The organism is Mesorhizobium sp. M0698, from assembly GCF_040320455.1.
Lineage (GTDB): Bacteria > Pseudomonadota > Alphaproteobacteria > Rhizobiales > Rhizobiaceae > Mesorhizobium.
In genome coordinates, this window is the sequence record NZ_JAMYPQ010000003.1 from 246,304 (window position 1) to 266,225 (window position 19,922).

21 protein-coding genes are annotated in these 19,922 nt (G+C 63.1%); 12 read left to right on the top strand and 9 right to left on the bottom strand.

What is annotated here, in order from left to right:
- Nucleotides 1-162: 162 nt before the first annotated feature.
- Complete coding sequence (locus NKI16_RS08910) at nucleotides 163-1,488, bottom strand: tetratricopeptide repeat protein (protein WP_352620676.1); 1,326 nt, start codon at nucleotides 1,486-1,488, stop codon at nucleotides 163-165.
- An 8-nt stretch (nucleotides 1,489-1,496) separates the two neighbouring features.
- On the bottom strand, nucleotides 1,497-2,120 hold the full coding sequence (locus NKI16_RS08915) for a LysE family translocator (RefSeq protein ID WP_352620678.1): 624 nt from the start codon (nucleotides 2,118-2,120) through the stop codon (nucleotides 1,497-1,499).
- Nucleotides 2,121-2,307: 187 nt separating this feature from the next.
- Here NKI16_RS08915 and NKI16_RS08920 point away from each other — a divergent pair, with 187 nt between their 5' ends.
- From NKI16_RS08920 to NKI16_RS08965, 10 genes are all read left to right on the top strand, one after another.
- Nucleotides 2,308-3,072, top strand: coding sequence for a L,D-transpeptidase (locus tag NKI16_RS08920; protein WP_352620680.1), 765 nt, complete (start codon nucleotides 2,308-2,310; stop codon nucleotides 3,070-3,072).
- 217 nt (nucleotides 3,073-3,289) lie between these two features.
- On the top strand, nucleotides 3,290-3,610 hold the full coding sequence (locus NKI16_RS08925; protein ID WP_023680233.1) for a putative quinol monooxygenase: 321 nt from the start codon (nucleotides 3,290-3,292) through the stop codon (nucleotides 3,608-3,610).
- A gap of 79 nt (nucleotides 3,611-3,689) precedes the next feature.
- Nucleotides 3,690-4,856: a diphosphate--fructose-6-phosphate 1-phosphotransferase gene (locus NKI16_RS08930; protein ID WP_352620682.1), complete on the top strand. Its 1,167-nt coding sequence runs from the start codon at nucleotides 3,690-3,692 to the stop codon at nucleotides 4,854-4,856.
- 16 nt (nucleotides 4,857-4,872) lie between these two features.
- Nucleotides 4,873-5,598, top strand: a complete 726-nt coding sequence (locus NKI16_RS08935) for an MBL fold metallo-hydrolase (RefSeq protein WP_352620684.1) — start codon at nucleotides 4,873-4,875, stop codon at nucleotides 5,596-5,598.
- A 356-nt stretch (nucleotides 5,599-5,954) separates the two neighbouring features.
- A complete protein-coding gene (locus tag NKI16_RS08940) occupies nucleotides 5,955-7,493 on the top strand; it encodes a DegQ family serine endoprotease (RefSeq protein WP_352568423.1) in 1,539 nt (512 codons plus the stop codon).
- A gap of 133 nt (nucleotides 7,494-7,626) precedes the next feature.
- Nucleotides 7,627-8,238, top strand: a complete 612-nt coding sequence (locus tag NKI16_RS08945; RefSeq protein WP_023680229.1) for a molybdopterin-dependent oxidoreductase — start codon at nucleotides 7,627-7,629, stop codon at nucleotides 8,236-8,238.
- Entirely contained in the window at nucleotides 8,235-8,981 is a 747-nt protein-coding gene (locus NKI16_RS08950) for an FAD-binding oxidoreductase (protein WP_023680228.1), read from the top strand. Before NKI16_RS08945 ends, NKI16_RS08950 begins: the two co-directional genes overlap by 4 nt.
- Nucleotides 8,982-9,423: 442 nt before the next feature.
- Nucleotides 9,424-9,627, top strand: coding sequence for a DUF680 domain-containing protein (locus tag NKI16_RS08955; protein ID WP_023680227.1), 204 nt, complete (start codon nucleotides 9,424-9,426; stop codon nucleotides 9,625-9,627).
- Nucleotides 9,628-9,698: 71 nt separating this feature from the next.
- Complete coding sequence (locus NKI16_RS08960; protein ID WP_352568421.1) at nucleotides 9,699-9,905, top strand: DUF680 domain-containing protein; 207 nt, start codon at nucleotides 9,699-9,701, stop codon at nucleotides 9,903-9,905.
- A gap of 68 nt (nucleotides 9,906-9,973) precedes the next feature.
- A complete protein-coding gene (locus NKI16_RS08965) occupies nucleotides 9,974-10,213 on the top strand; it encodes a DUF680 domain-containing protein (protein ID WP_352454766.1) in 240 nt (79 codons plus the stop codon).
- Here NKI16_RS08965 and NKI16_RS08970 read toward each other — a convergent pair.
- The 6 genes from NKI16_RS08970 to NKI16_RS08995 all read right to left on the bottom strand — a co-directional run bounded on the left by NKI16_RS08970 (nucleotide 10,210) and on the right by NKI16_RS08995 (nucleotide 16,978).
- The gene (locus NKI16_RS08970; RefSeq protein ID WP_352568419.1) at nucleotides 10,210-10,422 is read right to left on the bottom strand and encodes a hypothetical protein; all 213 of its coding nucleotides are present in this window, start codon (nucleotides 10,420-10,422) and stop codon (nucleotides 10,210-10,212) included. The genes NKI16_RS08965 and NKI16_RS08970 overlap by 4 nt on opposite strands.
- Entirely contained in the window at nucleotides 10,419-11,531 is a 1,113-nt protein-coding gene (locus NKI16_RS08975; protein WP_352568417.1) for an ABC transporter ATP-binding protein, read from the bottom strand. Before NKI16_RS08975 ends, NKI16_RS08970 begins: the two co-directional genes overlap by 4 nt.
- Nucleotides 11,532-11,556: 25 nt before the next feature.
- Nucleotides 11,557-13,221 (bottom strand): beta-galactosidase BglA, encoded by a 1,665-nt coding sequence (gene bglA / locus NKI16_RS08980; protein ID WP_352568415.1) that lies wholly within the window; start codon nucleotides 13,219-13,221, stop codon nucleotides 11,557-11,559.
- A 4-nt stretch (nucleotides 13,222-13,225) separates the two neighbouring features.
- Nucleotides 13,226-14,380, bottom strand: coding sequence for a carbohydrate ABC transporter permease (locus tag NKI16_RS08985; protein ID WP_023680222.1), 1,155 nt, complete (start codon nucleotides 14,378-14,380; stop codon nucleotides 13,226-13,228).
- 1 nt (nucleotide 14,381) lies between these two features.
- Entirely contained in the window at nucleotides 14,382-15,395 is a 1,014-nt protein-coding gene (locus NKI16_RS08990) for a carbohydrate ABC transporter permease (protein WP_023680221.1), read from the bottom strand.
- 227 nt (nucleotides 15,396-15,622) lie between these two features.
- Complete coding sequence (locus NKI16_RS08995; RefSeq protein WP_023680220.1) at nucleotides 15,623-16,978, bottom strand: ABC transporter substrate-binding protein; 1,356 nt, start codon at nucleotides 16,976-16,978, stop codon at nucleotides 15,623-15,625.
- A gap of 362 nt (nucleotides 16,979-17,340) precedes the next feature.
- Between NKI16_RS08995 and NKI16_RS09000 the strand changes: the two genes are divergently transcribed.
- Entirely contained in the window at nucleotides 17,341-18,363 is a 1,023-nt protein-coding gene (locus tag NKI16_RS09000) for a substrate-binding domain-containing protein (RefSeq protein ID WP_031213013.1), read from the top strand.
- Nucleotides 18,364-18,435: 72 nt separating this feature from the next.
- On the opposite strand, the gene NKI16_RS09005 is transcribed toward NKI16_RS09000, so the two are convergent.
- Nucleotides 18,436-19,344 carry a LysR family transcriptional regulator gene (locus NKI16_RS09005; RefSeq protein ID WP_023680218.1) on the bottom strand — a complete coding sequence of 303 codons (909 nt, stop codon included), beginning with the start codon at nucleotides 19,342-19,344 and terminating at the stop codon, nucleotides 18,436-18,438.
- Nucleotides 19,345-19,425: 81 nt separating this feature from the next.
- Here NKI16_RS09005 and NKI16_RS09010 point away from each other — a divergent pair, with 81 nt between their 5' ends.
- Nucleotides 19,426-19,920 carry a DUF8737 domain-containing protein gene (locus tag NKI16_RS09010; protein ID WP_023680217.1) on the top strand — a complete coding sequence of 165 codons (495 nt, stop codon included), beginning with the start codon at nucleotides 19,426-19,428 and terminating at the stop codon, nucleotides 19,918-19,920.
- The last annotated feature ends 2 nt before the right edge of the window (nucleotides 19,921-19,922 follow it).

Genomic DNA, 19,922 nt, shown 5'->3' on the forward strand with positions numbered 1-19,922 from the left:
GCGACGGTCTTTCTTGCTTCCCCGCCCAGTCCTGTGACACGGGCGGCGAAGATATCCCGGCAATCGTGCCGCCGGAAACGCACCCCGGTCAACACGCGAAGATTTTTTCGACGCTCGAAAAAATCTGGTCGGGGCAGTTTTTAAGGCAAGATGTGGCCTTGGTCAATTCGCCGCGAGAGCGGTTGCACGCCGTGAAAACAGTGCCGACAACGGGCTGTCCGGCCGTGCCAGCGCGCGTTCCGCCGCAAGCGCCCTCGCCAGCGCGCCATCACCGGAACGCAATGCCGCTTCGATCAGCGTCAGGTCGATGACGTCGCGTTGTGCGTGGCTGCCGCCGAAGCGATGGGCGATTGCCCGGATCGGCCGGATCAGGCGTATCGTCCCGGCATAATCGCCCTCGCCGAATGCCTTGATGGCGAGCGTCAGGGGATGGCCGACATCCCTGGTGAAAGCAGCGTTGTCGTCCTTGCCGCGCATCGCCTCGCGCTGCGCCTCGAGCAAGCCGCGGGCCGGCGCTTCGAGGCCGGCGCCGACAAACGCCATCATCGCGTGGGCGTCATTGAAGGCATAATGGCCGGCGCTCGCCTTGGGCAACCAGTTGGCGGCGAGTGCCGTCCAGCGCTCGCCGACATCGACGCCGCCGAGATGCAGCCGCCACAGGATCGCCGAGGCATCGACCATGTTGAGCGCCAGCGTCGAGCGCTCGCCATAGATCGGCCCGTCGTAGAGCGCCAGCACCTCGTCGGTCTCGCCGAGATCATAATGGAACAGCGCCAGATGCCACCAATTATGCACCTGCAGGAAGCTTTCCCGCGTCCACGCTTCGGGATTGGCGCGCATCCACAGAATGCCGTCCTTCTGCCGGCTCTGCATCTCCATGACATGGGCCACCGCATGCTGGGCCCAGCCGTCGCGCGGCTCGAGATCCACCGCCGTGCGGCCAAGTTTTTCGGCGCGCGCGTAGTCGCCCATTTCTTCCAGCCCGAAGGCTTGCATGCCGAGTATGGCATGGTAGCCCGGCATGCCGCTCTGCCAGGACGGCAGCGCGCGGCCGATGCGGTCGCGCAGCATGCGCCCATTGCCGGTGAAGAAGTCGATCTGGTGGCCGGTCTGCAGCGCCAGCGCATCGAGCGGAAACTCGATGGCGATATCCTCCAGCACGCGGGCGGCCCCGTGCCAGCGTCCATCCGCAAGGTGGCCAAGGGCGGCGACATGCGCCTGCTCGCGCGTCGTCGCGGCAAGCGGCAGCGCTGCCTCGTGACATGCCTTGGCCACTGCCGTCGCTTCGCGCTCGGTGGCGAGGCCAAAGAGATAACCCTTGAACACATGCGCCATGACGAAGCCGGGAACTTCGGCGATTGCCCGGTCAACGGAACCGACAGGATCGCCGATGAAGCACTGCAATTCGCGCACAGCCCGGCTGTAGGACGAGAACCCGGCCTCCGTCGCGCCAGACAGCGTCAGGCCAAATGCGTCGCTCACCGCCATGGTTTGCCTCAGTTGCTCGAGCGCATCGCCACTGTCGCGACGCCGGCGCCGACCAGCAGCGTGCCGCCGGTGCGGTTGAAGATGCGGATCGCCTTTGGATTGCGCACCACGTTGCGCGCCCTTGCCGCGATCAGCGCATAACCGAAGGCATTGGCGAAGGCGAGCGCCAGGAAGGTCGTCTCGAAGATCAGCATCTGTGCCCAGAAATCCGCATGCCGGTCGAGGAACTGCGGCAGGAAGGCGACGAAAAAGGTGATGCTTTTCGGATTGAGCGCGGTAACCAGCCAGGCATGCGCCATCATTTTCGCCGACGACACCGCATCGGTGCGCGGTTCGGCCCGGAGCGCGCCGCCGGCGCGAAACAGCTTGATGCCGAGATAGATCAGATAGCCGGCGCCGATCACCTTCAGCACGGTAAACACGGTGGCCGACGCCGCCAGCAGCGCGCCGATGCCCAGCATCGACAATGTCATCGCGGTGAAGTCGCCGAGCGCCACGCCGACTGCCATCGGCAGCGCGGTGCGCCAGCCCTGGCCGAGCGCATAGGACACCACCAGCAGGATGGTCGGACCTGGAATGACCAGAAGGACTGCCGAGGCGGCGGCAAAAGCGGCCCAGTTTTCGAAGGACATTTTCTTCTCCTTGAGCTCAAAGAAGAGGATAAATCCTTGGCCTCGCGCAGATGTAAAGAGGCAAAATCGAAAAAGCCCCTCGTTAATGCCAGGCGGCCGGCCTTCACGCTTTTTCAACCATGATTGGCGAAAATGCCTGCTATCCGGCCGGACCGTGTTTCCCGCCGATAACGTAGGGTTTGGGTAAATGCGTGAGTTGCCGCAAGGTCTGTCGCTGCCGCACAACGGCGACGCAATCGAAACCGAAAAACAGCTTTCCCGCCGCACGGTGCTGTCCGGCGCCGGTGCGCTGGCGCTGCTCGGCGTCGCCGGCTGCAGCCAGACGCTGGATCTGCCGTCGCTGCAGCTCGACGACGTCACCACCGGCTCGATCCGGCCCATCCGTCCGAGTATCAGCGTCGACAAGAACATCACCAGCCCCGACGTGATGTACGCTTCGCTCACCGACGGTGGCTTCAATGTGCCGGAAGTGCCCTATCTCAAGGTCAAGCCGGAGTTCCGCCGCCAGATCGTCGTCGATCCGACCGGCGAGCAACCCGGCACCATCGTCGTTCACTCGCAGGAACGGCTGCTCTATCTGGTGCAGCCTGGCGGCGATGCGATCCGTTACGGCGTCGGCATCGGCAAGGACGGGTTCCGCTGGTCCGGCCGCGCCAACATCCAGTACGGCAAGGAATGGCCGGTCTGGACCCCGCCGCCCGAGATGATCGCCCGCAGGCCGGAACTGGTGAAATGGCAACGCGGACAGCCGGGCGGCCTCGACAATCCGCTCGGCGCGCGTGCCCTCTACATCTATCAGAACGGCAGCGACACCGGCTATCGCATCCACGGCTCGCCCGAATGGTGGAGCATCGGCCAGGCGATGTCGTCGGGCTGCGTGCGCCTGATCAACCAGGACATCATCGACCTCTACAGCCGCGTCTCCAAGAAGAATCCGGTCGTCGTCGTCTGACCGGCGGCCAAGGCTCGAGCGATTACTCTGCCGGCTAGCGCTGCACACCCATGTACTACATTTTGTGCGAATTCATGCGACGCTTCGCCTTGCCCAGCCATGTCCACTCGTGTGACTGACAAGTTTTGGGAGATCGCGACATCGTTGCACTGATCGAGGCGAGCGAAGCGGAGAAGCCGACCATGCGTGGTCCCTGCAAGAAGCAAGAAAGCAATTGATGCCGATTGTCAGGATAGCCGAACTGGAAATCGATCCTAAGCAGATCGGCAGCTACAGGGCCCTGCTTGCCGAAGAGATTGAGGCTTCTGTACGCGTCGAGCCGGGCGTGCTTTTCCTTCATGCGGTGGCAGTAAAAGGCACGCCTGAAAAGGTGCGCGTGATCGAATGCTACGCCGATCAGGCGGCCTATGAGGCCCACCTGACCACGTCGCACTTTCTCAAATACAAGGCGCAGACGGCGAGTATGGTCAGGTCACTTCGGCTCATCGAAACGGATCCTATCGCGCTGCAGGCGAAGAGTGGCCCGATTTCAAACTGACCCACTGCCTCTGCCGTTGCGCGATGCCGCAAGACAGGCGAATGTGCCTGCGATTTTCACCGCCCGGGAGACGTGAACAATGGCCGGAACTTTTGTCATCGCGCAAGGCGGCGGCCCGACCGCCGTCATCAACCAGACCGTGGTGGGCGCCACGCTCGAAATCCGCAAGCGGCATCCCGGCGCCAAGGTGCTTGGTTCCATCCACGGCGTGCGCGGAATTCGTGACGGCAATTACGTCGATCTTTCCGCCATCCCCGAGGACCGCCTGCGGCTGATCGCGGCGACACCGAGCGCCGCGCTTGGTTCGACGCGCGACAAGCCGGATGCCGCCTATTGCGACCTCATCCTCAACGGCTTGAAGAACGCCGGCGCCGATGCCTTCATCTATATCGGCGGCAACGACACCTCGGGCACGCAGCAGATCCTCACCGACGCCGCCGGCGGCAAGATCGCCTTCGTCCACGCGCCGAAAACCATCGACAACGATCTCCAGGAGAACGATCACACGCCCGGCTTCATGTCGGCGGCCGAGTTCGTCGCTGGAGCATTCCTTTCGGTCGATCTCGATTTCCGCGCTCTGCCGGGCATCTATGTCGGCATCGTCATGGGGCGGCATGCCGGTTTCCTGACGGCCGCGTCCGCGGCCTGGCAGCTCGATCAGGACAGCGGCCCGCATCTCGTCTACGTGCCGGAGCGGCCGTTCTCCGCGGCGGGCTTCATCGACGACGTTCGTGCAACGCTCGACCGCCACAAGCGCTGCATCGTTGCCGTCTCCGAAGGCGTCAGCACCGCCGACGGCAAAGCGCTGGTCGAAAGCCTGGTGCCGCCGGAAAGGCTGGAGCGCGACCAGCACGGCAACGTCAAGCTGTCGGGCAGCGACCTGCCGGCAGCCTTGGAGCGCGCGCTCGCCGAAGGATTGCCGGGCAAGCGGGCGCGCGTCGATGCGCTCGGCTATATGCCGCGCGGCTATGTCGGCGCCATCAGCGCGGTGGACGCGCAGGAGGCCTTCGATGCCGGTGCCTTCGCGGTCACGGTGGCCGACGAGGGGGGCGGTTCGGTGGCGCTGCAATATGACGGCAAGAAAACCGTGCTGAAGAAGGTGCCGCTGAAGAACGTCGCCGGCAAGACGCGCCATATGCCGGATGATTTCATGCTGCCGGAAGTCAACCGGCTGTCCGATGCGGGGATGGCCTATCTGAAGCGGCTGGTCCCGCAAAAGTACAAGGTCGGCAAGCCGTTCGTCTGATGCCGGCCTTGATCTGATGGACAGCTGGTTCAGCAAAACCATCGTCGACGCCAAGACGACGATGCTGACCGAGCCCTTCGTGCACGAATTCGTGCGCGCCAACATCTGGCATCTGCGCGGCCGCGATGTCGACCTGCTGGTCGACACCGGCATGGGGATCTGCCCGCTGGCGCCGCAGATCGACACGCCGTCCGGCAAGCCGCTGCTCGTCGTCGCCACGCATATCCATCTCGATCATGTCGGCTCGCTGCACGAGTTTCCGTTGCGGGCAGGGCCGCGCCACAGCGCCGCACAGTTCGACAGCATGGATGAAGCGGTGACCTACGCCTACATGTTCCATGATCTGGAAGGCGCCGTCTCCAGGCTGCCGGCAAAGGGCTGGAAGGCGGCCGATTACAGGATTCAGCCGGCGCCTCTGGCCCGGACCCTGGACGAGGGCGATAGGATCGACCTCGGCGACCGCCAATTCCGCGTCCTGCATCTGCCCGGCCACTCTCCGGATTCGATCGCGCTGTTCGACGAGGCTGACGGCCTGTTCTTTGCCGGCGACGCCATCTACGACGCCATGCTGATCGACGACCTGCCGGATTCGGATCGTGCCGCCTATCGCCGCACGATGCAGCGCCTGCTCGGGCTGCCGATCCGCATCGGCCATGGCGGTCATGGACCGAGCTTCGACGGCAGGCGGATGCGCGAGATCGCCACCACCTATCTCAGCCGGACCGACCGGAAAGGCGAATAGGAGGCCTCGGCTGAGGCGGCGCAAATCTGAAGCGATTTGTCTTGCGCAGCTATTTTGTTCTTGCTTTGTGCCGGCAGCTATGCTAGTAATCTAGGTATGGTGCTGATTCGCCCCAATGACCCGCCGCAAGGCGGGTTTTTGTTTCGGGTTTCGGCGCCAGCCCGGCAAGGCGGCTGCCAGCCGGAAATTAAATCTTCGTAATATTATCTGGAAACCACGATCGGCGCCCTAGATGCGGGGCTGTCGATCCGGTCGGCCGCCGTGCCAGGCGAGACAGGCAAGGCCGACACGCCGATAGAGCATTCCGGTGACGGAACGCTGCGGCGCCCGATCAATCTCTCGCCCGGACAACGGCCATGTCACCAATCCAGACCCTTCGCAGACATCGCGTCGCCGCTCTGCTGGGCGCCGCGCTGATCGTCAGCCCCTTCGCCCTGCCCCTCGCTCCCAGGCTGAATGATGTCCTGGCGGCAACAGTGACCCCACCTGTCACCGGAATGACGGCGCCCAGCGGTTCGTTCGCTCCGGTCGTGGCGGCCGACAAACCGGCAGTGGTGACCATCGCGACGGTCATGAAAGTACAACAGCCGGACACCATGAGCGACGCCTCTCCCTTTGGCGGAACCTCGCCTTTCGACGACTATTTCCGCCATTTCTTCGATGACCAGGGACAGCCCGCCCCCAAGACACCGCCGGAACAGGCGCCGCGCACCGAGGCCCTCGGCTCAGGCTTCATCGTCGGCGCCGACGGCACCATCGTCACCAACAATCACGTCGTCGACGGCGCCCAGTCGATCAAGGTGACGCTCGACGACGGCACCGAGCTTCCCGCCAAATTGATCGGTCATGACGCCAAGAACGATCTTGCCGTGCTCATGGTCAAAGCCGGCAAGCCCTTGCCGATCATCAAATGGGGCGATTCCGACAAGCTCATGCCGGGCGACCAGGTGCTCGCGTTCGGCAATCCTTTCGGCCTTGGCACTACGGTCACGGCCGGCATCGTCTCGGCGCGCGGCCGCGACCTGCATAGCGGGCCGTTTGACGACTTCATCCAGATCGACGCACCGATCAACCGGGGCAATTCCGGCGGCCCGCTAACGGATGTGAACGGCAATGTCGTCGGCATCAACACGGCGATCTTTTCGCCGAATGGCGGCAGCGTCGGCGTCGGCTTCGCCATCCCCTCGGACCAGGCGCAAAAGGTCGTCGCCAAGCTGATGAAGGGCGGCTCCATCCAGTACGGTTATCTCGGCGTCCAGATCCAGCCGGTGACGCCTAACATGGCGAGCGCCATCGGCCTCGATCACGCAGCCGGCGTGCTGGTCGCGCAGGTCAGCGACGGATCGCCGGCCGCCAAGGCCGGCATCGAGACCGGCGACGTCATTACCAGTTTCGCCGGCCGCGACATAAAGGATCCAAGGGATCTGTCGCGCACCGTCGCCGACGTTGCGCCCGGCACGAGGGAAACCCTCAATGTCTGGCGCCAGGGGCAAAGCCTGCAGATCTCCGTCGAGGTCGGGCGCAACGAAGACGACATGGCAACGGGATCGGTGACCGGCGATCGGCGTCAGCCGTCGACGGAGCAGGGCCTTCGCGCACCGGCGCTCGGTCTCGGCCTGATGGACGTCACCCCGGATGTGCGCCAGGCAATGAACCTGGCAGGCAACCAGCACGGCGCGCTGGTCGAGCGCGTCGACCCGAACAAGGCGGCATCGGCTTCCGGCATCCAGCCCGGCGACATCATCGTCGCCGTCGACCAGCATCCGGTGAGGAACGCCAGGCAGGCTAACCAGGCGATTGTGCAGGCTGCCAAATCTGGCAAGAAATCGGTGCTGCTGCTTGTCGAGCGTGGCGACGCCCAGATGTTCGTCGCCGTCCCCTTCGCCAGTGGCTGAAGCGGGCGCCGCGCTGCCAAGATCGATGTAGAGCATTGCCGCCAGGCCGGAGCCAAGATTTCGGTTGCCCGCGCACGCGTCTTCGAGAAAACTGACAAAGGTCGATTGGACCTTGCGCAAACGGATATTCTCGATGGTTACCCGAGGCTTCTCTTCCGGACGAAAGCCGCCGACGGATACGGATGCACGTATCCCGCCGGGGCAATATCTCGAGCAAGGTTTCCCGGTCCTGTCGGCCGGCCCGACGCCGCATGTCCGCACCGAGGATTGGTCGTTTACGCTTAAGCACGGGCCGCGGCCGATCAAGAAGTGGAACTGGGCCGAGTTCAACGCGCTGCCCTTGACCAAGATGACGCGCGACATCCATTGCGTCACCGCATGGACCAAGTTCGACACCGCGTGGCAGGGCGTGCTGGTCGACGACATCCTTGCCGACGCCGGCATCGAGCCGCCCACCGCCTTCACGCTGGCGCTGGGTTTCGACGGCTATTCCACCAATGTGCCAACGAAGGATCTCACCGGCGGCAAGGCGATGGTGGCACTGCTTTACGAGGGCAAGCCGATCACCCCCGATCATGGCGGCCCGGCCCGGCTGCTCGTTCCGCACCTCTATTTCTGGAAATCGGCCAAATGGCTGAACGGGTTGCAGTTCACCGAGCGTGACGAGCCGGGTTTCTGGGAATTGCGAGGTTATCATATCTACGGCGATCCGTGGCGCGAGCAGCGCTACACGAACGATCCATGAGCGACGCACCGGCGGCGCAGTCGCCCTGGCAGACGGTCACCATCACCCGCATCCAAAAGCGCACGCCGCGCGTCACCAGCTTTTTCCTGCAGCCGTCGCGGCCCTTCGTCTACCATGCCGGACAGCATGTCGATGTCAGGTTGACAGCGCCGGACGGCTATCAGGCGCGCCGCTCCTACTCCATCGCCTCGGCGCCGGAGACCGGCGAGACCATCGAACTGGCGATTGAAAAACTCGAGGACGGCGAGGTCTCGCCGTTCTTTCACGAGATCGCGGCGGTGGGCGACGAGGTCGAATTGCGCGGGCCGCTCGGCGGCCATTTCGTCTGGTCCGACGGCGATGGCGGACCGCTCCTGCTCGTCGGCGGCGGGTCGGGCGTGGTGCCGCTGATGTCGATGGTCCGTCACCGGGCGATGCGGGGATCGCTGGTCGCCGCCACCTTGGTGTTTTCGGCGCGGGTCTGGGACGAGGTGATCTTTCGCGACGAGTTGATCGACCTCGCCGAGCGCCGGGATGGCTTCGACCTGGTGCTGACGCTGACGCGCGAGCCGGCCCGCCGTCCGGCAGATCATGCGCGGCGGGTCGACGCCGCGATGATGGTGCAAGCCATGACGAGGCTGCCCGCGCCGCCGAAGCTCGCCTTTGTCTGCGGCTCGAACGCATTCGTGACGGCCGCCGCCGAGGCACTGATCGATGCCGGGGTGCCTGCGGCACTCATCCGCACCGAACGCTACGGGGTCTGACCGGTTCTGCTTGCCCGGTTGCTGCCTTTGTTGGGCGGCATAAAGCAGGCCAAAAGCAGCCGCAACGCCGACGCCGCGTTTGGCCGAAATGGTTAACGATTCGACAAAGAGCCTCGGCTGCGACTTTTATCGGTTTAAAAAATCGAACCGAACGGTTCGTTTCTGTTGACAATGCGTGCAGGATGCTGTGAACGCTGCCTCCCCAAGTCACCTTGCAGCCAGACCGATACTATGGGCTATCTACTTGATATTTAGCAATAAAATTGTGGCGAAGGGAATCTCTGGCACAATTTCAAGGTGTAGATTCTTGGTCCACACCAAACAACTTCGTGATTGGAAACTGGCCATCGCCTTTCCCACATCGGGGCTGTCCGAACGACGCGAATTCCTCCCAAGACACGCCGCTGGACGGACGGAAAAACTGAGATACTGGAGTACTAAAATGAAAAAGATCGCTCTTGCCGCCGTCGCCGTTTTGGCCATCACCGGCAGCGCCTTCTCTGGCAGCGACAACTTTGGTTCCAAGGGTGCGAACCAGCCTGCCGCTTCGGTCGACAGCTCGTATACGGCTTCCATTCAGAAGCCGGCTCATGCTGACCAGCAGCCTGTCCAGGGCGCCGACCGAAACCTCTTCGGCAACAACTAACAGCCGATCCCAGCATCAGGGCGGCGGGCATATCCGCCGTCCGGGGATCTGAAAAATTCAGGAGTATTAAGATGAAAAAGATCGTTCTTGCTGCCGCCGCCGTTTTGGCCATCACCGGCAGCGCCTTCGCGGGCAGCGACAACTTTGGTTCCAACGGAGCCAACCAGCCCGCTGTCTCGGTCGACAGCTCCTACACGGCTTCCGTCAAGACGTCGGACCAGGCTGAAAAGCAGCCGGTTGTCCAAGGCACCGACCGTAACCTCTTCGGCAACAACTAACAGCCGATCCCACCATCAAGGCTGCGGCATGCCCGCCGCTTGATTTCGAAAATCCAGGAGTACCCAAAATGAAAAAGATTGTTCTTACTGCCGCCGCTCTCTTGATTGCCGCCGGCAGCGCTTATGCCCGCAACGACAATGTTGGCGGGACCGACATCAACAAGCAGTCGACCGTCAACGTCGACAAGACGCAGACGTATTCGGTACGTGACAGCAATTCGCCGATCTACAAGCTGCTGAATTCGTCTGGCGATGTGCCCAAGTCCGCGCCTCAGGGCGCCGACCGCAACCTCTTCGGCAACAACTAGAGCAATTCCAGGAAAAGTGTGAAACGGTTTTCCCGGGAAAAGCGCGTAGCGCTTTCCCTTGGGAATTGCGTCAAAACAAAGAGATAGAGCGGTTCGGCGTTCCGTGAAACGATGAACCGCTCTAACGGCCGAACTGGAATTCCAGACAAGAGCGGCGGGCCATGCCCGCCGCTCTTGTTTTTTGCATGGCGGAAGAACGCCTGCTTCAAGCCGCCTTTGCTTCTGCTTCATGGAGCGCGAAAGAGCGCCCGTCCGCGTCGAAAATATGCAGGTCGCCGGCGTCCGCCGTCAGCCGCAGCGTCGCTCCGCGCTTGACCTCGACATTGCCCGGCAGCTTGGTCACCAGCGGCAGGTCGGCGCGGCCGATGTCGACATAGACGAGCTGGACCTCGCCGAGCTGCTCGACGTAATCGACCGTCCCTTCGAACAAATAGTCGGCGCCGGTGGCAATCATCAGATCCTCCGGCCGCACCCCGAAGCTCACCGCAGCGCCTTTCGCCGAGGCAGGCGTTGCGATCGGCACCGTCGCCTTGCGGCCGCCGACATGGCTGACGACCGTCGGGTTGCCGGTCTTGTCGATCGTCGCCGGCAGGATGTTCATCGCCGGCGAGCCGATGAACTGGGCGACGAACAGATTGCCGGGCCGCTTGTAGAGCTCCATCGGCGTGCCGACCTGTTCGATATGGCCTTCCTTCAGCACCACGATGCGGTCGGCCAGCGTCATCGCCTCGACCTGGTCGTGGGTGACGTAGATCATCGTTGTGGCCGGCATCGACTCCTTGAGCTTGGCGATCTCGATGCGGGTGGCGACGCGCAGCGCCGCGTCGAGGTTGGATAGCGGTTCGTCGAACAGAAAAACCTTGGGATTGCGCACGATGGCGCGACCGATGGCGACGCGCTGGCGCTGGCCGCCCGACATCGCCTTGGGCAGGCGGTCGAGATATTTGGTCAGCTGCAGGATCTCGGCCGCCTGGCGCACCCGCTTGTCGATCTCGGCCTTGCTTTCCTTACCGATCTTCATCGAGAAGGCCATGTTGTCGTAGACGGTCATGTGCGGATAGAGCGCATAGGACTGGAACACCATGGCGATGCCGCGCTTCGACGGCGGCACGTCGTTGACGATCTCGCCATCGATCTTGAGCTCGCCCGAGGTGATCTCCTCCAGCCCGGCGATGCAGCGCAGCAAGGTCGACTTGCCGCAACCAGAGGGACCGACGAAGACGATGAATTCGCCCGACTTTATATCGAGGTCGACGCCGTGCAGAATGTTGAGATTGCCGTATGATTTCTTCACTTGCCGTAGCGTGACATCGGCCATGGTACCCTCCAGTTCTTCCTTGAATTCAGTCGATACGCCCGAACCAGGCGCCGTAGCCGCCGAAGCGGATAGTGCCGGCGCCAGTCTGTCCCGAAAACCCGTGTCCCGGCAAGGGCTGCAATGAGCGGCCGCCAAGATCGACTTCGGCCGGCTTTGCTCCGAGATTGAAGGCGCAGACGATCTGCTCGTTGCCTTCACGGCGGGTGAAGGCGACGGTGTCGCCCTCGCTTTCGATGAACTCGATATCACCCTTGGCCAGTGCCGGATGGGCGCGGCGGAAAGCCAGGAAGCGCCGGTAGTGCTCGAGCAGCGAGCCGTCGTCGCCTTGCTGCACATTGACGGCTTGCGCAAGGTGCTTGCTGGGCACGGGCAGCCAGGGCTTTGCCGTCGAGAAGCCGCCATTGCGGGCAGCGCCGTCCCAAACCATCGGCGTACGGCAGCCGTCGCGTCCCTTGAATTCAGGCCAGAAGCGGATGCCGTATGGGTCCTGCAGATCCTCGAAGCTGAGCTCGGCCTCGCTGAGCCCGAGCTCCTCGCCCTGATAGATACAGACCGAGCCGCGCAACGACATCAGCAGCGCCGAGATGACCTTGAGGTAGGCGGTCGGGTCGGGCTCGCCGGCTGCCCAGCGCGAGGCGGGACGCATCACGTCATGGTTGGAGAAGGCCCAGCACGACCAGCCATCGCTGGCCACCTTGCCGAAGGTTTCCAGCACCGAGCGTACCTTTGCCGCGCTGATCTTCTCCGGCGCCAGGAAGTCGAAGGAGTAACACATATGCACGCGCTTGCCGCCGGCCGTATAGGCCGCCACCACTTCCAGCCCACGCTGCGAATCGCCGACCTCGCCAACCGCGGCCGTCGCCGGGTATTCGTCGAGCAAGGCGCGGAAGCGTTCGAGGAAGCCGAGGTTTTCAGGCCGGCTCTTGTCGTAGAGATGGTCCTGGTAGTTGTAGGGGTTGACGGCCGGCGCCGTCTGGTCGTTGCGCTGCTCGGGCGGCAGCGGCGGATTGTCTTCCAGGCCTTGGCTGTGGAAATAGAAATTGATGGTATCGAGGCGGAAGCCGTCGACGCCACGCTCCAGCCAGAAGCGGGTGACGTCGAGCAGCGCGTCCTGGACCGCGCGGCTGTGGAAATTGAGGTCGGGCTGCTCGGCCAGGAAATTATGCAGATAATATTGCTGGCGGCTGGTGTCCCACTGCCAGGCCGAGCCGCCGAAGATCGACAGCCAGTTATTGGGTGGCGTGCCGTCCGGCTTGGCATCCGCCCAGACATACCAGTCGGCTTTTGGATTGCTCCGGCTCGAGCGGCTCTCCTTGAACCAGGGATGGATGTCGGCGGTGTGCGAGAGCACCTCGTCGATCATCACCTTGAGGCCAAGCCGATGCGCCTCTGCGGTCAGCGCGTCGAAGTCGGCCAGCGTGCCGAACATCGGATCGACATCGCAATAATCCGACACATCGTAGCCAAAATCCTTCATCGGCGATTTGAAGAATGGCGAGATCCAGATGGCGTCGACACCGAGCGAGGCGATGTAGGCCAGCCGGCCGATCATGCCCCTGAGGTCGCCGATGCCGTCGCCGTTCGAATCCTGATAGCTGCGCGGGTAGATCTGGTAGATCACGGCACCTCGCCACCAGTCGCGATCTATAGCGAGATCTGGCTTCGGGGTGGCCTTCAAAGCGGATTGCATGATCTCAACCTCCTTTCACCGAGCCGGCAAGCAGCCCGCGGACGAAATAGCGCTGCAGCGAGAAGAACACGATCAGCGGCACGATGATGGTGACGAAGGCCGATGTCGTCAGGATCTCCCAGTCGCCGCCGCGCGAGCCGAGCAACGCATTAAGCTTGGCGGTCAGCACGATCTGGTCGCCCTCGGTACCAAGGAAAACCATCGCCACCAGCAGATCGTTCCACACCCAGAGAAACTGGAAGATGGCGAACGAGGCCAGCACCGGGAACGACAATGGCAGCACGATCTTGACGAAGATCTCGAAATCGCTGGCGCCGTCGATACGCGCCGACTCCATGATCTCGCGTGGCAGGCCGGCAATATAGCTCCTCAGAAGATAGATGGCGAAAGGCAGGCCGAAGCCGGTATGCGCCAGCCAGATGCCGAGATAGGTCTTCGACGGCACGCCGAAGAAGCTGCCGACGCCGTTATAGAGCTTCAACAGCGGGATCAGCGACATCTGCAGCGGCACGACCAGGAGGCCGATGATGACGGCGATGAGCAGCGCCCGGCCGGGAAAGCGCATCCAGGCCAGCGCGTAGGCGGCGAACGCGGCGATCAGGATCGGGATGACGGTCGCCGGAATGGTGACGGTCAGCGAGTTCATGAAGGAGCGGCCGATGCCTTCCGAAAACAGCACCGTGTCGTAATTGTCGGTGGTGAATTTCGGCGGCGCCGACGAGGCGTAATAGACGCGCTGGCCGCGTTCGCTTTCGAAAGCCTTCGGCGAGGTCATGACGAAACTGCCGTCGGCATTGAGCTGCAGGGTGACGCCGTCGCCGAGATCGGCTGTCGTGCCGGCGGGATATTGCGTCGGCGCGGCCGACTTGACGCCAAAGGCGCTGATGTTGCGGGCCGGGCCGTCGCCGAAGATATTGCCTTGCAGGACGAACTTGCCCTCCTTCTCGACCTGCGCCGAGGCTGGCGGCAGCCGGCCGGCTTCCGTCTGGCTGGAACTGGTGAACGAGTTCCACCAGCCCGAAGCGATGATCTGATCCTTGTCGCGCAGCGACGAGACCAGAATGCCGAGCGTCGGGATCGTCCAGATCGCAACGAAGATGAAGACGGCGATGTGGACGCCGAAACGGCTGACAAAGGACTTTCCGGTCGACGCGGCCATCTCAATGCCCTTCCGTCTCTTTGTTCGCCTGGCGGATGTTCCAGACCATGATCGGAATGACCGCGATCATGATGATGATGGCGATGGTGGCGCCGCGGCCGAAATCGCCGCCGCCGCGGAACATCCAGTCGAACATCAGATTGGCCAACACCTGGCTGTTCCACTGGCCGTTGGTCATGGTCAGCACGATGTCGAAAACCTTCAGCACCAGGATGGTGATGGTGGTCCAGACCACGGCGATGGTGCCCCAGATCTGCGGCACCATGATCTTCCAGAAGATCTGGAAAGGGTTGGCGCCGTCGATGACGGCGGCTTCCAGCGTCTCTTCCGGAATGCCGCGCAAGGCCGACGACAGGATGACCATGGCAAAGCCGGTCTGGATCCAGATCAGGATGACCATCAGGAAGAAGTTGTTCCAGAACGGCAGCGAGATCCAGACCTGCGGCTGGCCGCCGAAATACTGGATGATGGCGTTGAGCAGACCGATCTGCGTCTGCCCGTCGCCGCGATATTCGTAGATGAATTTCCAGATGACGCTGGCGCCGACGAACGAGATCGCCAGCGGCAGGAAGATCAGGCTCTTGGCGATGGTGCCCCACCAGATCTTGTCGGTGAGCACGGCGATGATCAGCCCGAGGAAGGTGCAGGCGGCCGGCACCACCGCCAGCCAGATGATGTTGTTGAGGATCGAGTTGCGGAACTCGCGGTCGCCGAACGCCCATTGATAGTTGGCCAAGCCGACGAAATGGGCGCCGCCGCGATCGAGGAACGACAGCCTCAGCGTCTCCACCACCGGGTAGATCAGATAAATGGTGAGGATGATCATCGCCGGGCCGACGAACAGCCAGGGTCGGATCACCCCCTGCCGGCGCAGATTGTTAATCGCCGCCTTGCCGGAAACGCCGCGTGCTGGAAAGATCGTGTCGAGTGCCTTGTTGGCGCCCCAGAAATAGGCGACGCAGCCGCCCACGCCGATGATGATGACGAATATCGCGGAAAAAATCTGAGCCGCCATGGGTCCCTCCCCCTGCGCACGGATCCGCCAGTCGAGAATGGCTTTGGCGACGGGATCATGCGCCGATTCAGTTGTCTGGAGCGCGACCAGCCGGAAAGCAGGTCACTGGGCGCGCGTCATGCCGGAATGTGTTGTACTCACGACAATCGACGCGACGCCAAGCACCGGGTAGGGTCCGGGCCGTTTGAGGCCCGGACCACATCACATTGGGAACTCAAGCCGGCCGCTTACTTGATCGCGTCCCAGCTTTTCTGGATGTCAGTGGCGACGTCCTGGGCGGACTTGCCGCCGACCAGGTCGATCATGCCGGTCCAGAACGCACCGGCGCCGATCTTGCCCGGCATCAGGTCGGACCCGTCGAAGCGGAAGGTCGAGGCGTTGGCCAGGATCTCGCCCTGCTTCTTCAGCGCGTCGCTAGCATAGGCGTCCTTGTTGACCGACTTGAACGGCGTCACGAAGCCGCCCTGTGCCATCCAGATCTCATGAGCGAGCGGCAGCTTCAGGAATTCGATGAACGCGCGGGCACTCTTGCTATCTTTAGTGATCATGGCCAGCGTGCCGGCGCCGAGCACCGGAGTGCCGAGCTCGGGCTTGGAGGCGTAGGGCGGGTAATAGAAGAAGTCGGCATCCTCGCCGATCTTGGTGCCTTGCGGGAAGAAGGTCGGGATGAACGATGCCTGGTGGTGCAGATAGCATTTCGGCGGCACCGAGAAGAGGCCCTTCGGGCTGTCACGGAAATCGGTCGCCGCAACCGCCTTGGCGCCGCCCTCGACCATCTTGTCGTCGGTCGCGATCTTGCCGAAAATGTCGATGGCGTTGACCACTGCCGGATCGTTGAACGGAATTTCGTTCTTCACCCATTTGTCGTAGGTCTCGGGCGTCTGGGTGCGCAGCATGATGTCTTCGACCCAGTCGGTCGCCGGCCAGCCGGTGGCGCCGCCCGAACCAAGCCCGATGCACCATGGCGTGCCGCCGTCGCCGATGATCTTCTTTTCGAGCTCGGCAAGCTCTTCCTGCGTCTTCGGCACCTTGTAGCCCGCTTCCTCGAAATTGTCCGGCGAGTACCAGACCAGCGACTTCACGTCGGCCTTATACGGAAAGGCGAAGAAGCCGGGCTTGCCGTCCTTGTCCTTGAACGTGCCGAGGTCGACCCAGGATTGGCCGGCGCCGTAATTGTCCTTGACCCAGTTGGCCGTGTCGTCGCCGAGCGGCGTCAAAAGGCCCTTCGATGCCAGATCCTGGATCAGGCCCGGCTGCGGCAGCACGGCAATGTTGGGCGGGCTGCCGGCCTGCGTGTCGATGACGATCTGCTGCTCGTAATTCTCCGACGAGGAGTACTTGATCTCGGCGCCGGTGGCTTCGGAGAAGTAATCGAGGACGGTGCGGATAAGCCCTTCGTCCTCGCCGCGCCACGGTCCGAAGATCGTCAGCGTCTCGCCCTTGAGGTCGACTTTCTTGAGCTCTTCGTAGTTCGCCCAGTTGAAACGGGGATCTTCGCCCGGCTTGAACTTCAATTCGGCTTGCGCCGGCATGGCGAGCGCAAGCGTGGCAAACGCAGCGCCCAGCAGAAGCATTTTCTTCATCGGTATTCCCTCCCAGTGGTGACAAACACCGAACGAAACCTCCATTCCGTCCGCCGGCGCTGCAGGACTGTGACTCAGTCGGAAAGGAACTGCAACCTTTCGTAGAGTCTTCCAAAGCGCTTTGGTGATTTTGATCACGCCACTGAATTGATCCGGAGTCAAGAGAAAGCCAGACTAATCGATTTAATTTCTGCGGCCGAGTGCCGGCAAAAGTGCGCTGCAGCACAGTTTTCTGGCGGTGCAGCAGCAAATTCGGCTTCAAACCGGTCCGAACCGTGCGTATGGTCAGTGCGCTCGGCAACGCGGTTCGTAGCGGCCAGCTCGATTCAGATTAAAAGCGCTTTGAGGTTTGGAGGCCTCCGGTGAACCTCAAGCAGCTCTCCCACATGCTGGCGCTTTCGCAGACTACGGTGAGCCGCGCATTGAACGGCTACCCCGAAGTCAACGAGGAAACGCGCCGGCGGGTGGTCGATGCCGCCAAGCGTCACGGCTATCGCCCCAATCCGAGCGCCCGTCGGCTGGCGACCGGCAAGACCGGCATGATCGGCTATGTTCTGCCGACGGGGACGACCGTCGACATCGACCCGCATTTCGTCGAGTTCCTGTCCGGCCTCGGCGACTATGCGCGTTCGCACGAGCTCGACCTGGTGCTGTCACCGGCCGATGCCGACGACCAGGAGACGACGTACCGCCGCATTGTCGCCAACCGGCAGGTCGACGCGGTCTATATCTCGTCGCCGAGGCCGGCCGACCGGCGGGTGGCGCTGGTCAATACGCTCGGCATTCCTTTCATCGTCCATGGCCGCAGCGAAGGCTTCGATTTCGACTATCCGTTCACCGACATCGACAATGAGGGCGCCTTCCACGAGGCGGCGCGGCTACTCGTTCAGCTCGGTCATAGGCGTCTGGCGCTGATCAACGGCGACGATCGCGAGACCTTCGCCATCCATCGCGAGCGCGGCGTGCGCCGCGCGCTTGCGGCGAGCGGCCTGGTGCTTCGTGATCAGCATGTCTGTTCGCTCACCATGACCGAGGAGAACGGCTACCGCGCCGCCCGGCGCTTGCTGGAACAAAGTGACGCGCCGACGGCGATCGCCTGCTCCAGCCTGATCATGGCGCTCGGCGTGGTGCGCGCGGTGCGCGATCTCGGCCTGACCATTCCGGGCGACCTGTCGCTGATCGCCCATGACGACGTCTTTCCCTGGCTGAAGCCGGAAAATTTTTCGGTGCCGCTGTCGACGACGCGTTCGTCAATCCGCCTCGCCGGCGCGCGCATCGCCGAACGGCTGGCGGCGCGGATTTCCGGCCTGGAGGAGGGCGCTCGCGGCGAAGTCTGGCCGGTCGACCTGGTGGTCAGGGGATCGGTCGCCGGCGCGCCGGCCTAGAGGCAATCACTCTGAACGGCCGAGGTCGACTCTTGGCGGCTGTTGGCCAGCACCAGCGGGTGCGTCCTGGTCTCAGGCCGCGGATTTGAGGTGATCGATGAAGGCGCGCAGCTTCGGCAGGACTTGGCGCTTGCCGGGATGATAAAGGAAGACACCCGGCGTCGTCGTGGCGACGCTGTCCAGCACCGACTGGAGTTTTCCTTCGGCTATCAGACCTTCGGCGAGTGGTCGCGGTGTCTGCGCCAGCCCGACGCCCCGCATCGCAGCCCCGACCAACGTCGAATAGTCGTGCGCGATCAGCGGGCCTGAGACGACCGCTTCGATCGCGCCGTTGCCGTCGATGAACGACCAGGGCGCGATGCTGCCATTCGAGCGGCGCAAGCGTAAGCAGGCGTGGTGGCGCAAGTCGTCGACACGCTCGGGACGGCCGTGGCGCTCAAAATAGTCAGGGCTGCCGACGACCACGAACGAGAACGGCGCTGTCAGCCGCACCGCGACCATGTCGGCGGCGATGAGCTGGCCGAGGCGGATGCCGGCATCGAACCCGCCGGTCGCGAGATCGACCATCTGGTCGCTCACGGCGATCTCCAGTTCGATCTCAGGATAGGCTTGGCAGAACGACGCGATCAGCGGCTCCAACATCAGCGGCACGATAGCGCGGGGCACAGACAGGCGCAGCAGACCGGTCGGCCGCTGGCCGATATCGCGGGCGGCCTCGCCGGCCGCGACAAGCTCTTCGAACGCCGGGCCGGCACGGTCGAGGAACCGCTGGCCAGGCTCGGTTAAACCAACGCTCCGCGTCGTGCGGACGAACAGCGCCGTGCCCAGGCGGGCTTCCAGCGCGCGCACCGTCTGGCTCACGGCGGATGGCGTCACGCCGAGATCGGCGGCGGCACGGCGGAAACTGAGGCGCCTGGCGACGGCCAGGAACGCCTCGACGCCCTCCAGCGCACCATGTCGGACTGTGTAGTTCTGCTTCATAGGTTGTTGTGATTACACCGGATAGTCGAATTGCGGTAGCGGGCTTAAAGCCGCGTGAATCAACTGTTGAGAGAAGGCCAAATGTCCACGGAAATGGTGTTCCAAACCCATCTTGCTCTCGGCTATGTCGCGTGGCTGCTTTGCTTCGGCGCGTACGGTTTGCCGTGGCTCAGGTCGATGGACCGGGTCGCGGCGCAACGCGCCATCGCTACGCTGCACAGCTTCCGCTTCTTCGGGCTCGTCTTCATGGTTCCAGGTGTCGTAAGCCCCAATCTGCCCACCGACTTCGCCGTATTCGCCGCCTACGGCGATTTCGCGACTGGCGTGCTGGCCATGCTGGCGCTGCTCACGGTGAGGATACGCCCGCTCTTCTGGCCGTTGGTCGTCGCCTTCAATGTCGCAGGGACGGTCGACCTCATCGTCGACTATTACCATGCCGTCCAGATCGGCCTTCCTGCACGCGCAGGCGAACTGGGCGCCACCTACGCGATCCCGATCATCTACGTACCGCTGCTGATGATAACGCACATCGCCGCATTCTATTTTCTGCTACGTCCTCAGCAAAACGCGACTTGAGC